Genomic DNA, 12,848 nt, shown 5'->3' on the forward strand with positions numbered 1-12,848 from the left:
CGCGGCAACGGCCGCGCCTGCAGGGATTACAGATCCGCCAGCAGAATTTTGGAGCGGCGCTGGTAGTTGTACAACGCCTGTTTCTGCATCGGCAGCACGTCGACCTCCGCCGGGGTAAAGCCACGCTCCTGGAACCAGTGGATGCTGCGGGTGGTCAGCACGAACAGCTTCTTCAGCCCCATCTGCCGCGCCTGATTTTCTACCCGCTGCAGCAGCATCTCGCCGCGCGATGAGCTGCGGTAATCGGGGTGTACCGCCACACAGGCCATCTCACCGATTTTTTCCTCCAAGAACGGGTACAGCGCCGCGCAGGCGATGGTCAGGTTGTCGCGTTCGATAATGGTGAACTTGTCGATTTCCATCTCCAGCTGTTCACGCGAACGGCGCACCAGAATACCCTGCTGCTCGAGAGGCCGAATCAGCTCCAGGATGCCGCCGATGTCGTTGATCGTCGCCCGGCGCACCTGTTCGGCGCTCTCCATCACGATTTGGGTGCCGATGCCGTCGCGCGAGAACAGCTCCTGCACCAGCGCGCCGTCCTCTTGATAGCTGATCAGGTGGCTGCGGCGCACGCCGCTGCGGCAGCCTTTCACCGCGCCGCGCAGGAAGCGCACGGTGCCGGAATGGTAATCGCCGCCTTCTTCCAGCTCTTCAAGGCGCTTTTGCGCGTCGTTGGGGAACAGCTCGGAAAGGATGTTGCCTTCCGCATCGGTTACGCCCTGCGAGGAGCAGAAGCCGATCATTTTTTCCGCTTTCAGCTTGATTGCCAGCTGGGTGGCCACTTCTTCCGAGGTCAGGTTGAAGCTCTCGCCGGTAACGGAAACCGCGACCGGGCCGATCAGCACGATGGCGTTGCTGTCGAGCTGGCGGTGGATCGCGTCTTCATCGATGCGGCGAATGCGGCCGCTGTGACAGTAGTCGATACCGTCATCGATGCCCAGCGGTTGCGCGATGATGAAGTTGCCGCTGACCACGTTGATATGCGCGCCCTGCAGCGGCGTATTGTTGAGGCTCATCGACAGCCGGGCGGTGATGTCGAGCTGCAACAAACCGGCGGCTTGCTTGACCAACTCCAGCGTATGGGCGTCGGTTACGCGCGTGTGCTTGTGGTAGATCGGCTCAAAGTTATGCTGCGCCAGGTTAGCGTCGATCTGCGGCCGCGCGCCGTAAACCACCACCAGGCGAATGCCCAGACTATGCAGCAGCCCGATATCGTTGACGATGTTGGAGAAATTCTCGTGTTCGATGGCTTCCCCGCCGAGCATGATGACAAACGTTTTGCCGCGGTGGGCGTTGATATAGGGGACTGAGTGACGGAATCCTTGCACCAGCTCTGTACTACGTTCCTTCACGACAAACCTCTTTTGCATATTTATACGGTATTTTTGTATTTTTATTCTTTTATGGCGCCGATGGCAAGCGAGAAATCATCACGAAGAGTGCGCTAAGGGCGCTAAATCGTTAATAAATTGAAAAACCATAAAAAGATTTTCTGATGACAGGGCTGGAATGATTGGTTAAAGTTTTCGGCATCCCCATTTTATTGATGTTTTTTTCATCTGTTGTAAACAGCTATTACTGCCGGAGCCGCATGCCAAACTCTAATCACAATCTGGGCCGCCGTCGTTTATTACAGGGCGTTGCCGCCAGCTGGTTGCTGAGTGTGAGTCGCACGGGCTTCGCCGCGTCATCGCACGTGATCGCCGTGCGCGTCTGGCCATCCTCCACCTATACCCGCGTCACGCTGGAATCCAACGTCGAGCTGAAATACAAGCAGTTTGCCCTGACCAATCCCGATCGCGTGGTGGTGGATATCGAAGGCGTCCACCTCAACAGCGTGCTGAAAGGCATCGCCGGGCAGGTGCGCGCCGACGATCCGTATCTCAAGCAGGCGCGCGTCGGCCAGTTCGATCAGAATACCGTGCGGCTGGTGCTGGAGCTCAAGCAGAGCGTCAGCCCGCATATTTTCACACTGGCGCCGGTGCCGGAGTATCGCAACCGTCTGGTGATGGATCTCTATCCGACCAAGGGCAGCAGCGGCGGCGAGGAGTATGATCCGCTGCTGGCGTTACTGGAAGATTACAACAAGGGCGATCTGGAGCGCACGCTGCCGCCGGAAGCGCCGCAGGCCGGCAAGGCGGGGCGCGATCGGCCGATCGTCATCATGCTGGATCCCGGCCACGGCGGCGAAGATCCCGGCGCTATCGGCAAGTACAAGACGCGCGAGAAAGACATTGTGTTGCAGATTGCCCGCAAGCTGAGCGCCATGATCAAGCGCGAGCCGAACATGAAAGTGTTCATGACGCGCAACGAAGACGTGTTTATCCCGCTCAAGGTGCGCGTCGCCAAGGCGCGCAAGCAGCGCGCGGATCTGTTCGTTTCGATTCACGCCGACGCCTTCACCAGCCGCGCCGCGCGCGGTTCATCGGTGTTCGCGTTGTCCACCAAGGGCGCCACCAGCTCGGCGGCCAAGTTCCTGGCGCAGACGCAGAACGCCTCGGACCAAATCGGCGGCGTCAGCAAGAGCGGCGACCGTTATCTCGACCACACCATGTTCGATCTGATCCAGACCGCGACCATCAACGACAGCCTGAAGTTCGGCAAGGAAGTGTTGAATCGGATGGGGAAAATCAACCGGCTGCACAAGAATCGCGTCGATCAGGCCGGTTTTGCGGTGTTAAAGGCGCCGGATATCCCGTCGATCCTGGTGGAGACGGCGTTTATCAGCAATATCGAAGAGGAGCGCAAGCTGCGCACCAGCCATTTCCAGCAGCAGGTGGCGGAGTCGATTCTGGCGGGCATCAAGGCTTATTTCGCCAACGGCGGCGCGCTGGCGAGCCGATAGAGGCAGGGCCGGGCGCGAGTCCGGCTAGTTTCGCGGATTGCAGATACAAAAAAACACCCGTCAGGGTGCTTGTCTGTTGTCATCAAGAGTTGGTTGCGGGGGCCGGATTTGAACCGACGACCTTCGGGTTATGAGCCCGACGAGCTACCAGGCTGCTCCACCCCGCGTCCGTCTTGGTGCTGTATTACTACGAACCACCGTGCATGTTATGCCGCTGGTACGACATTCGGTTGGTTGCGGGGGCCGGATTTGAACCGACGACCTTCGGGTTATGAGCCCGACGAGCTACCAGGCTGCTCCACCCCGCGTCCGTGTAATACTTTGTTATCGAAGCCAAACGCAAAATACCGCCGCTGCGGCATCGGTTGGTTGCGGGGGCCGGATTTGAACCGACGACCTTCGGGTTATGAGCCCGACGAGCTACCAGGCTGCTCCACCCCGCGTCCGATGGATGCGCACTATACTCTCCATGCGTTTTGTTGCAAACCCTTTTTGCATTTTATTGGCCTAAACCCGTTTTTCTGCTGAATTTGCCCGCAATTTGCCTTCTTTTTCATCACCATCCTCCGTGCGGCTTTTTTTATTTGCAGCGATTCCTTTATCAATGAGCGTTTGTTATCGTTCAGCCGGTAGATCATATCAGTTTGAGAGTGTGCGCGATGAAAGGACGTTGGGGCAAATACCTGCTGGGCGGGTTGATGGTGGCGGTGTTGGCGGGCTGTTCGTCCAAGCCGACCGATCGGGGTCAGCAATATAAAGACGGCCGTCTGGATCAGTCGCTGGAGCTGGTCAATCAGCCCAACGCCAAAGGTTCGCCGGTCAACGCCAAGGATTATTCGGATCAGCTGATGGAGATCAAGTACGCGTCGCCTTCGCTGTTTAACCGCAACAACGGCACCTATCAGGCGGTACAAAATTGGATGGCGTCCGGCGCCGACACGCGCATGCTGAGCCAGTATGGCCTCAGCGCTTACCAGATGGAAGGCGTCGACAATTACGGCAACGTGCAGTTTACCGGCTACTACACGCCGGTGGTGCAGGCGCGCTATACCCAACAGGGCGAGTTCCGCTATCCGCTGTATCGCATGCCGCCGAAGGGCAGGGGCCGCTTGCCGGATCGCGCGGGCATCTATTCCGGCGCGCTCGACGATCGCTATATCATCGCTTACACCAACTCGCTGATGGACAACTTCATGATGGAAGTCCAGGGCAGCGGCTATGTCGACTACGGCAACGGCCAGCCGCTGGTGTTCTTCGGCTACGGCGGCAAGAACGGCCACGCCTATCGCAGCATCGGCAAGGTGCTGATCGATCGCGGTGAAGTGGCCAAGGCGGACATGTCGATGCAGGCGATCCGTCAGTGGGCGGATACCCACAGCGCCGCAGAGGTGCGTGAGCTGCTGGAGCAAAACCCATCGTTCGTGTTCTTCCGCCCGGAAGCTTTTGCGCCGGTGAGAGGCGCCAGCGCGGTGCCGCTGATCGCCAAAGCCTCGGTGGCTTCCGACCGTTCGCTGATCCCGGCGGGCACCACTCTGCTGGCCGAAGTGCCGCTGCTGGACAACAAGGGTAAATTCACGGGAAAATACGAGATGCGCCTGATGGTCGCGCTCGACGTGGGCGGCGCCATCAAGGGCCAGCATTTTGACATGTATCAGGGCATCGGGCCGGAAGCCGGCCACTCGGCGGGGTACTACAACCACTACGGCCGCGTCTGGGTGCTGAAGAACAACGGCGGCGGTCAGCTGTTCAGCGCCAATCAGTCAAACGGCGGCGGTTCGTTGCTGGCCACCCGCTAAACGCATACGGCGTGAAAAGAGTGACCCGCAAGGGCCGGATTTTCCGGCCCTTATCATTTGCATTACGAAGGTAATTAAAGCGTTATGAGCACAGCTTATTCGGAAGCCTATCTGCAGCGTTTCGGCGGCACGGCGCGGTTGTACGGCCAGCAGGCGCTGGCGGTGTTCGCGCAGGCGCACGTCTGCGTGATCGGCATCGGCGGCGTGGGTTCCTGGGCGGCTGAGGCGCTGGCGCGCACCGGCATCGGCGCCATCACCCTGATCGACATGGATGATGTTTGCGTCACCAATACCAACCGCCAAATCCACGCGTTGCGCCAACACGTCGGGCAATCGAAAACCGAGGTGATGGCGGAGCGTATCCTGGCGATTAACCCGGAATGCCGGGTGACCTGCATCGACGATTTCATCACCCCGGACAACGTCGCCGAGCTGCTGGATCATAACTTCAGCTACGTCATCGACGCGATCGACAGCGTGCGGCCGAAGGCGGCGTTGCTGTCATACTGCCGCCGCTTCAAGATCCCGGTGGTGACCACCGGCGGCGCCGGCGGGCAGATTGACCCGACCAAGATCGAAGTGGCCGATCTGGCGAAAACCATCCAGGATCCGCTGGCCGCCAAGCTGCGCGAGCGGCTGAAGCACGATTTCAACGTGGTGAAAAACGGCAAGGGCAAGCTGGGCATCGACTGCGTCTTCTCCAGCGAGCCGCTGGTTTATCCGCAGCCGGACGGTTCGGTGTGCGCTTCACGCAGCACGGCGGAAGGGCCGAAAAGAATGGATTGCAGCGCGGGGTTCGGCGCGGCGACCATGGTCACCGCTACTTTCGGCTTCGTCGCCGTGTCGCACGCACTGAAAAAGATGGTGGCGAAGGCGGCGCGTCAGGCGTAACGGGCGGCGATCGCCTTGACGGCGGCGGCCAACGCCGCCAGGCCGCCGGCGCGGGTGGCGCTCAGCTGGGCGCGCAGCGCTAACCGGTCGAACAGTGCCAGCGGATCCAATGCGGCGATCTGCTGCGGCGTTTTCCCTTCCACTTCGGTCAGCAGCACCGCCAGCAGGCCGCGCACGATGCGGCCTTCGCTGTCGCCATAGAAGTGCAGCGTGCCGTCTTCCAGCAACTGGTGCCCCAACCAGACGCGGTTTTCACACCCGCTCAGCGCCATTTCTTCACTGCGCAAGGCCTCCGGCAGCGGCGGCAGCCGTTTCGCGAGCATAATCAGCTGGCGGTAGCGATCTTCCCACTGTTTCAGCGTGCTGAAGGTGGCGATCAACGCCTCGGCGGTGACCTCTCGGCCAAAAGGATGGGGGGCGAGCATAGCGTCTCCGGGAATCAAGTCAGTCGGCCAGCAGATCGAGGGCGTGAGTCAACGCGCTGACCAGCGTATCGACGTCCTGTTGCGTATTGTAGGGGGCGAACGACGCGCGCAGCGTGCCGCTGACGCCCAACGCCGCCATCAGCGGCTGCGCGCAGTGTTGGCCGGCGCGCAGCGCAATGCCTTGCTCCGCCAGCAGGGTGACGATGTCGCTGTGGTGTACGCCGGCGATGTCGAACGCCAGCAGGCTGGAGCCCGAGCTGCGGAAGCTGCGAAAGCCCGGCAACTGTGCCAGCCGCTGTTCCGCCTGGTCCGCCAGCTCGCGGCTGTAGCGCTCCGCCGCCGCCATGTCCTGTTCGCTGAGCCAGGTGAGCGCCGCGGCCAACCCCAGCACGCCGGCGATATTTGGCGTGCCGGCTTCGAAGCGATGCGGCGGCTTTTGCGGGGCAAAGCCGTCGAACGACGCCTGGGTCAGCATCTTGCCGCCGCCTTGCCAGGGTGCCATCTGCGCCAGCAGCTCGGCTTTGCCGTACAGCGCGCCGATGCCAGTCGGGCCATACAGCTTGTGGCCGGAAAAGGCGTAGAAATCGATGTCGAGCAGCCGTACGTCGGCCGGGCCGTGAACCACGCCCTGTGCGCCGTCGATCATCACGCGTGCGCCGGCGGCATGCGCCATCGCGATCGCCGGCGCCAGATCCGGGCAGCCGCCGGTGACGTTGGACATTTGCCCCAGCGCCAACAGGCGGGTTTTGTCGTTGAGCAGGGTGGGCAGTTGCGTCAAATCCGGCAACCGATCGGCGCCGATCGGCAGTTTCACCACCCGCGCGCCGGTTTGTTCCGCCACCATCAGCCAGGGGATCAGGTTGGCGTGGTGTTCCGCTTCGCTCACCAGAATTTCATCGCCCGGCTGCAGACGCGGACGCAGGTAGCTTTGCGCCACCAGGTTGATCGCTTCGGTGGTGCCGCGCGTCCAGACGATGTCGTCGGCCGACGGCGCATTGATCAGCTGCGCCACCTGGCCGCGCGCCTGCTCGAAGCGGGCGGTCAGATCCTGCGCCGCCCGATGCTGGCTGCGGTGCACGGTGGCGGCGTCATCGCGATAAAATTGCTGCGTGGCGTCGATGACCGCCTGCGGTTTTAACGCGGTGGCGGCGCTGTCCAGATAGATGCCGTCCTGCGCGAGCGCGGGAAACTGTTGGCGAAAAAGGCTGGGGTTAAAAGGCGTCATACCCTGATTGTCACTGGCTTGAGTCGATGGGGGATCCTGTCCTATTTTGCCGCCGGAGACAAGCGATCCTGCCTATTAGGACTTATCGCCTGGCAAAATTGGGAAAGTTTGTTATGCTATTAAATGTGCGCTTATTAATCGCATCTATACACATAAAAGGTATTTATCAGCATTTAAAACTAAAAAGGAGTCCTCAATGAAGAAAACAGCCGCAGTTCTCTCTGCCCTGATGCTTACGTTCACCCTGGCCGCCTGTTCCAGCAATTACGTGATGCATACCAATGACGGACGCACCATTGTCGCTGACGGCAAGCCTAAAGTGGACAACGATACCGGCATGATCAGCTATAAAGACGCCAACGGCGTCGAGCAGCAGATCAACCGCGCCGATGTGAAAGAGATGGTTGAAAGCAACCAGTAACCGTCAGGCAAAAAAAAGCACCGCAAGTTTTGCGGTGCTGCATAAAATCACTATGGACAGACAGGGTAAATGTACAGGAAGTGAAAAAACAGTAGCCTAGCTACCATGTCCGGAATCGCCGGACAATTTGCAAACACAACATCACAACCACAAGCCAAAAGTTCATCGGCGTCCTCGACACCCACTCCCTTTTCGTTCCGGCCCGGGAAGTGCCGCCACTATAGGTATTTGCTGGCGCATCCTCAACGGACAAATTATAATGGCTCGGATTAAAAAAACTAATGGCAATACGCCGTTAGCGTTTACCGATGGCTTGCCACACAAAGCCGCCCGATTTTCGGCGCCGAATCATTCGGATTAATGTTACACAAAAGTAGCTAATTTAATGTCTAAACGCTTACCTCCCCTCAATGCGCTGCGCGTGTTCGATGCGGCCGCTCGCCACCTGAGTTTCACCAAGGCGGCGGAAGAGCTGTTCGTGACCCAGGCCGCGGTGAGCCACCAGATCAAGTCGCTGGAGGACTTCCTCGGGCTGAAGCTGTTTCGCCGGCGTAACCGCTCGCTGCTGCTGACCGAAGAGGGGCAAAGTTACTACCTCGATATCAAGGAGATCTTCTCCTCGATCAACGAGGCGACGCGCAAGCTGCAGGCGCGCAGCGCCAAGGGGGCATTGACCGTCAGTTTGCCGCCGAGCTTCGCCATTCAGTGGCTGGTGCCGCGCCTGTCCGGCTTTAACTCAGCTTATCCGGGGATCGACGTGCGCATCCAGGCGGTGGATCGCGAAGAAGACAAGCTGGCGGACGACGTCGACGTGGCGATTTTCTACGGCCGCGGCAACTGGCCGGGGCTGCGCGCCGAGCGCCTGTATGCGGAATATCTGCTGCCGGTGTGTTCGCCGAGCCTGCTGACCGGCGATCATCCGCTGAAAACCGCAGAGGATCTGGCTTATCATACGCTGCTGCATGACGTTTCACGCCGCGACTGGCTGGCCTATACGCGCCAGCTGGGGTTGCAGCACATCAATGTGCAGCAGGGGCCGATCTTCAGCCATAGCGCGATGGTGGTGCAGGCGGCGGTGCACGGCCAGGGCGTGGCGCTGGTGAACAACGTGATGGCACAAACCGAGATCGAAGCCGGTCGCCTGGTGTGCCCGTTCAACGATGTGCTGGTCAGTAAAAACGCTTTTTATCTGGTATGTCATGACAGCCAGGCAGAACTGGGTAAAATAGCCGCCTTCCGGCAGTGGATCCTGGCGCGCGCCGCCAGCGAACAAGAGAAGTTCCGCTTCCGCTACGAACAATAAGACCGGCCGCCGCCTTGCCGCGGCCGGTGATTTTAAATGGGATAAATCACGATGAGCAGCCGTTCCATGCTGGTTTTCGCCGCTATCAGCGGCTTTGTGTTTGTCGCGTTGGGCGCATTCGGCGCGCATGTATTAAGCGGCACGCTCGGCGCCAACGAAATGGCCTGGATCCGCACCGGGCTGGAGTATCAGGGGTTCCACACCCTGGCCATCCTGGCGCTGGCGGTCGCGATGCAGCGCCGCGTGAGCCTGTGGTTTTACTGGAGCGGAGCGCTGTTGGCGTTCGGCACCGTGTTGTTCAGCGGCAGCCTCTATTGCCTGGCGCTGTCGCACCTGAAGGTCTGGGTATACATCACGCCGGTTGGCGGCGTGTGCTTCCTGATCGGCTGGATATTGATGTTGATTGGCGCTTTGCGTCTGAGGAAAAAGGCCGAGCGCCATGAATAAGATTGCGTTGTACTGCCGCCCTGGCTTTGAAAAAGAGTGTGCGGCGGAGATCACCGACAAAGCCGCCCAGCGGGAAATTTTCGGCTTTGCGCGGGTAAAAGAGCACAGCGGTTACGTGTTGTTCGAATGCTATCAGCCGGACGATGCCGATCGCCTGGCGCGGGAAATTCCGTTCCGCGAACTGATTTTCGCCCGCCAGATGATCGTGGTGGGTGAGTTGCTGCGCGATCTGCCGCCGGAAGATCGGGTATCGCCGATCGTCGGCATGCTGATCGGCGTGGTTGACCGCGGCGGCGAGCTGCGGGTGGAAGTGCCGGACACCAACGAAAGCAAAGAGCTGATGAAGTTCTGCCGCAAGCTGACGGTGCCGCTGCGCGCCGCGATGCGCGAGCAGAAGGTGCTGATGGCGCGCGAGAACCCCACTCGCCCGGTGGTGCACGTGTTCTTCATCGCGCCGGGCTGCTGCTACGTCGGTTACTCCTACAGCAACAACAACTCGCCGTTCTACATGGGCATTCCGCGTCTGCGCTTCCCGGCTGATGCGCCGAGCCGCTCGACGCTGAAACTGGAAGAAGCGTTCCACGTGTTCATCCCCGCCGACGAGTGGGACGAACGCCTGGCCAGCGGCATGCACGCGGTCGATCTGGGGGCCTGCCCGGGCGGCTGGACCTATCAGTTGGTGAAACGCAGCATGATGGTGCATTCGGTGGATAACGGCCCGATGGCGCCGAGCCTGATGGAAACCGGCCAGGTGACGCACCACCGCGCCGACGGCTTCAAGTTCGAGCCGAACAGCAGCAAGATCTACTGGCTGGTGTGCGACATGGTAGAGAAGCCGGCGAAGGTGACCAGCCTGATGATCCAGTGGTTGGTGAAAGGCTGGTGCCGCGAAGCGATTTTTAACCTCAAGCTGCCGATGAAAAAGCGCTACGAGGAAGTGTCGCAGAACCTGATGAGCATCCGCGAAGCGCTGGGCGCTGCCGGCGTCAGCGTCGAAGTGCATGCCAAGCAGCTGTATCACGACCGCGAAGAGATCACCGTACACGTGCGCCGCATGTGGTCGGCGGTGCCGGGCCGGCGCGACGAGCGCGATTAATCGCGTTAAGCCTGATGAAGGGCGCTGCTTGCAGCGCCCTTATGGTATCGGCAGGCGCAGCTGCTGCAGGTTGCCGTCCAGCGACAGATCGGTGCGCAGCGTGGCGACTTGTTTGCTGACGTAGGCCAGCTCGCGGTGCCGCTCCAGCTTGCCGCGCCATTTCTCCGGCACCTGTTCCAGCTGCTGGTAGAGCCCGTCCAGGCTACCCGACTGCTGCAACAGCAGCACGGCGGTTTTCGGCCCGATACCGGCCACGCCGGGGATCTTGCTGCTGCCGATCCCCGCCAGCCCCCAATAGTCCGGCAGCTGCTGCGGCTGCACGCCGAATTCCTGTTGCACGAAAGGCATATCCAGCCAGCGTTTCTGGAAGTAATCGCGGATCTGCACGTTCGGCGCCAGCAGCTGGCAGTAGCCTTTGTCGGTGGAGACGATGGTCACCTGGTGGCCGCCGCCGGCGACCTTCGCCGCCAGCGTGGCCGCCAGATCGTCCGCCTCGTTGCCGGGAGAATGCCAGCTGGCGACGCCCAGTTCGGCGAAGGCCTCGCGCAGCTGCGGCATCTCCTGCTGCAGGTTTTCCGGCATCGGCGAACGCCCGGCCTTGTAGTCCGGCAGAATTTGGTGACGCCAGCTGTCGCGGCGATCGTCCTCGTCGAAGACCGCCACCGCGTGGGTCGGGCGGCTGTGCTGGATCAACTGCTGCAGCGCGTGGCGGCAGGCGTTGACACAAGGGGAACCCTGCACGGCGTGAATGCGGCGGATGAGGTTCAGGGCGTCGACAATCAGTAGGTGTATCATCATGGGCGGCAAGGTCAGAAAACGGGGCGGCCGTTACGCCGCCCGGGATTGAGGGTCAGGCGACGATTTCGTAGCAGGGCACATAGGCGCTGCCCGGCAGCTTCATACGGTGCTGGGCGACAAAGCCCTGCAGCAGGCTGTCCATCTGCTTCATCATCTGCGGCTCGCCGTGCAGCTTGTACGGGCCGAACTGCTCGATGGCGTGGATGCCGTTTTCCTTCACGTTGCCGGCCACGATGCCGGAGAACGCGCGGCGTAGCGCGGCGGCCAATTGCTCCGGCGGCTGGTTCGGATACAGGTTGAGGTTCGCCATGTTCTCGTGGGTCGGCTCGAACGGCAGCTGCAGATCCGGCGCGATGCGAATCGACCAGTTGAAGCTGTAGGCGTCGCCGGTGTTGCGGCGGTTTTCCTTCACCAGCGGCATGGCTTTTTTCATCTGCCGCGCCACTTCCGCCGGATCGTCGATGATGATGGTGTAATGGCGGCGCGCTTCGTCGCCCAGCGTGTTCATGATGAACTCGTCCAGCACGCGGAAGTAATCGGCGCTCTCTTTCGGCCCGGTCAGGATCAGCGGCAGCACCTGTTCGCTGTTCTCCGGGTTCATCAGAATACCCAGGAGGTACAGCAGCTCTTCGGCGGTGCCGACGCCGCCCGGGAAGATGATGATGCCGTGCGCGATGCGCACGAAGGCTTCCAAGCGCTTTTCGATGTCCGGCATGATCACCAGCTCGTTCACCAGCGGGTTTGGCGGCTCGGCGGCGATGATCGACGGCTCGGTCATGCCGATGAAGCGGCTGTTGCGGTAACGCTGCTGCGCGTGACCGACCGCCGCGCCTTTCATCGGTGCTTCCATCGCGCCTGGCCCGCAGCCGGTGCAGATGTTCAGCTCGCGCAGGCCCAGCTGGCTGCCGACCTTGCGCGCGTACAGGTATTCGTTCTCGTTGATCGAGTGGCCGCCCCAGCACACCACCATATTGGGATCTTCATCCAGATGCAGCGTGCGTGCATTGCGCAGGATCGAGAATACCAGGTTGGTGATGTGGGCCGAGTTTTCCAGGTTCAGGTGCTGGAAACGGCCGGCGCTGGCGATTTGGCCGTGCACGAACAGGATGTCGCGCAGCACGGCGAACAGGTTGGCCTGCAGCGAGCGGATGATGCGGCCGTCGACGAACGCCTCTTCCGGCGGGTTGACCAGCTCCAGCTTCACCCCGCGTTCGCGGCGCAGCACGTTGATGTCGAAGGTTTCATAGCGTGACAGCAGCTGCTTGCTGTTGTCGGTTTGGCTGCCGGAGTTCAACACGGCCAGCGAACAGTTGCGGAACAGGCGGTACAGGTCGCTGCTGGCGGTGCGCTTCAGCATGTCTACTTCCAGCTGCGACAATAAATCCATAGAGCCAAGCGGGCTGATGTGTGTAATCAAGGTAACTCCTTTGCACCCGGTGCGGGGCGGTAGTAATCCATACGCAGCAAAACAGCATCTCGTTATGGTTGGCGTGCTGCGGCGCAGCGGGCGCTCCGCCCGGCCGCAGCCTCGTTTTAACCTTACCGCCGTCCCTGCGCTTTTACCAACATAAACCGCTCGTTAGCTCAGTTGTTGAGCAATG

Annotated in this window: 12 protein-coding genes and 3 tRNA genes; 7 read left to right on the plus strand and 8 right to left on the minus strand. The window is 60.8% G+C overall.

The window, feature by feature from the left end; genetic code table 11:
• Positions 1-26: 26 nt before the first annotated feature.
• Positions 27-1,370, minus strand: coding sequence for an amino-acid N-acetyltransferase (gene argA, locus ACJ8HB_RS18795; RefSeq protein WP_049232224.1), 1,344 nt, complete (start codon positions 1,368-1,370; stop codon positions 27-29).
• Between the two features lie 221 nt (positions 1,371-1,591).
• Between argA and amiC the strand changes: the two genes are divergently transcribed.
• Complete coding sequence (gene amiC / locus ACJ8HB_RS18800) at positions 1,592-2,845, plus strand: N-acetylmuramoyl-L-alanine amidase AmiC (RefSeq protein ID WP_033635752.1); 1,254 nt, start codon at positions 1,592-1,594, stop codon at positions 2,843-2,845.
• Between the two features lie 90 nt (positions 2,846-2,935).
• On the opposite strand, the gene ACJ8HB_RS18805 is transcribed toward amiC, so the two are convergent.
• The 3 genes from ACJ8HB_RS18805 to ACJ8HB_RS18815 form a co-directional block, all read right to left on the minus strand.
• Positions 2,936-3,012: transfer RNA gene (locus ACJ8HB_RS18805), tRNA-Met, on the minus strand.
• Positions 3,013-3,076: 64 nt separating this feature from the next.
• Positions 3,077-3,153: transfer RNA gene (locus ACJ8HB_RS18810), tRNA-Met, on the minus strand.
• 58 nt (positions 3,154-3,211) lie between these two features.
• A tRNA-Met gene (locus ACJ8HB_RS18815) sits at positions 3,212-3,288 on the minus strand.
• A gap of 216 nt (positions 3,289-3,504) precedes the next feature.
• Here ACJ8HB_RS18815 and mltA point away from each other — a divergent pair.
• Together mltA and tcdA are read left to right on the plus strand one after the other, a co-directional pair.
• Positions 3,505-4,641, plus strand: a complete 1,137-nt coding sequence (gene mltA / locus ACJ8HB_RS18820; RefSeq protein WP_033635751.1) for a murein transglycosylase A — start codon at positions 3,505-3,507, stop codon at positions 4,639-4,641.
• Positions 4,642-4,725: 84 nt separating this feature from the next.
• Positions 4,726-5,532 carry a tRNA cyclic N6-threonylcarbamoyladenosine(37) synthase TcdA gene (gene tcdA, locus ACJ8HB_RS18825; protein WP_004931886.1) on the plus strand — a complete coding sequence of 269 codons (807 nt, stop codon included), beginning with the start codon at positions 4,726-4,728 and terminating at the stop codon, positions 5,530-5,532.
• On the opposite strand, the gene csdE is transcribed toward tcdA, so the two are convergent.
• Together csdE and csdA are read right to left on the minus strand one after the other, a co-directional pair.
• Positions 5,523-5,957, minus strand: coding sequence for a cysteine desulfurase sulfur acceptor subunit CsdE (gene csdE, locus ACJ8HB_RS18830; protein WP_033649797.1), 435 nt, complete (start codon positions 5,955-5,957; stop codon positions 5,523-5,525). The genes tcdA and csdE overlap by 10 nt on opposite strands.
• Positions 5,958-5,976: 19 nt before the next feature.
• Complete coding sequence (gene csdA / locus ACJ8HB_RS18835) at positions 5,977-7,182, minus strand: cysteine desulfurase CsdA (RefSeq protein ID WP_043147957.1); 1,206 nt, start codon at positions 7,180-7,182, stop codon at positions 5,977-5,979.
• Between the two features lie 196 nt (positions 7,183-7,378).
• On the opposite strand from csdA, the gene ACJ8HB_RS18840 reads away from it, so the two are divergent.
• The 4 genes from ACJ8HB_RS18840 (at position 7,379) to rlmM (ending at position 10,449) form a co-directional block, all read left to right on the plus strand.
• A complete protein-coding gene (locus ACJ8HB_RS18840; protein WP_025304050.1) occupies positions 7,379-7,603 on the plus strand; it encodes a YgdI/YgdR family lipoprotein in 225 nt (74 codons plus the stop codon).
• Positions 7,604-7,988: 385 nt separating this feature from the next.
• Positions 7,989-8,906, plus strand: coding sequence for a transcriptional regulator GcvA (locus ACJ8HB_RS18845; protein WP_025304049.1), 918 nt, complete (start codon positions 7,989-7,991; stop codon positions 8,904-8,906).
• 51 nt (positions 8,907-8,957) lie between these two features.
• Positions 8,958-9,353, plus strand: a complete 396-nt coding sequence (locus ACJ8HB_RS18850) for a DUF423 domain-containing protein (RefSeq protein WP_004931896.1) — start codon at positions 8,958-8,960, stop codon at positions 9,351-9,353.
• A complete protein-coding gene (gene rlmM / locus ACJ8HB_RS18855; protein ID WP_033635748.1) occupies positions 9,346-10,449 on the plus strand; it encodes a 23S rRNA (cytidine(2498)-2'-O)-methyltransferase RlmM in 1,104 nt (367 codons plus the stop codon). The genes ACJ8HB_RS18850 and rlmM overlap by 8 nt, the downstream gene beginning before the upstream one ends.
• A 39-nt stretch (positions 10,450-10,488) precedes the next feature.
• Here the strand turns inward: rlmM and xni are convergent, their stop codons facing one another.
• Both xni and ppnN read right to left on the minus strand, forming a co-directional pair.
• Positions 10,489-11,247, minus strand: coding sequence for a flap endonuclease Xni (xni, locus tag ACJ8HB_RS18860; RefSeq protein ID WP_033635747.1), 759 nt, complete (start codon positions 11,245-11,247; stop codon positions 10,489-10,491).
• A gap of 52 nt (positions 11,248-11,299) precedes the next feature.
• A complete protein-coding gene (gene ppnN, locus ACJ8HB_RS18865) occupies positions 11,300-12,664 on the minus strand; it encodes a nucleotide 5'-monophosphate nucleosidase PpnN (RefSeq protein ID WP_021505658.1) in 1,365 nt (454 codons plus the stop codon).
• Between the last annotated feature and the right edge of the window lie 184 nt (positions 12,665-12,848).

Origin of the sequence: Serratia sp. CY27727, assembly GCF_052169275.1 — a bacterium.
Taxonomy (GTDB): domain Bacteria; phylum Pseudomonadota; class Gammaproteobacteria; order Enterobacterales; family Enterobacteriaceae; genus Serratia; species Serratia sarumanii.

Coding starts and splice junctions, on each gene's coding strand:
- argA (WP_049232224.1), bottom strand. CDS start 1,370: ATGCAAAAGAGGTTTGTCGTGAAGGAACGTAGTACAGAGCTGGTGCAA.
- amiC (WP_033635752.1), top strand. CDS start 1,592: ATGCCAAACTCTAATCACAATCTGGGCCGCCGTCGTTTATTACAGGGC.
- mltA (WP_033635751.1), top strand. CDS start 3,505: ATGAAAGGACGTTGGGGCAAATACCTGCTGGGCGGGTTGATGGTGGCG.
- tcdA (WP_004931886.1), top strand. CDS start 4,726: ATGAGCACAGCTTATTCGGAAGCCTATCTGCAGCGTTTCGGCGGCACG.
- csdE (WP_033649797.1), bottom strand. CDS start 5,957: ATGCTCGCCCCCCATCCTTTTGGCCGAGAGGTCACCGCCGAGGCGTTG.
- csdA (WP_043147957.1), bottom strand. CDS start 7,182: ATGACGCCTTTTAACCCCAGCCTTTTTCGCCAACAGTTTCCCGCGCTC.
- ACJ8HB_RS18840 (WP_025304050.1), top strand. CDS start 7,379: ATGAAGAAAACAGCCGCAGTTCTCTCTGCCCTGATGCTTACGTTCACC.
- ACJ8HB_RS18845 (WP_025304049.1), top strand. CDS start 7,989: ATGTCTAAACGCTTACCTCCCCTCAATGCGCTGCGCGTGTTCGATGCG.
- ACJ8HB_RS18850 (WP_004931896.1), top strand. CDS start 8,958: ATGAGCAGCCGTTCCATGCTGGTTTTCGCCGCTATCAGCGGCTTTGTG.
- rlmM (WP_033635748.1), top strand. CDS start 9,346: ATGAATAAGATTGCGTTGTACTGCCGCCCTGGCTTTGAAAAAGAGTGT.
- xni (WP_033635747.1), bottom strand. CDS start 11,247: ATGATGATACACCTACTGATTGTCGACGCCCTGAACCTCATCCGCCGC.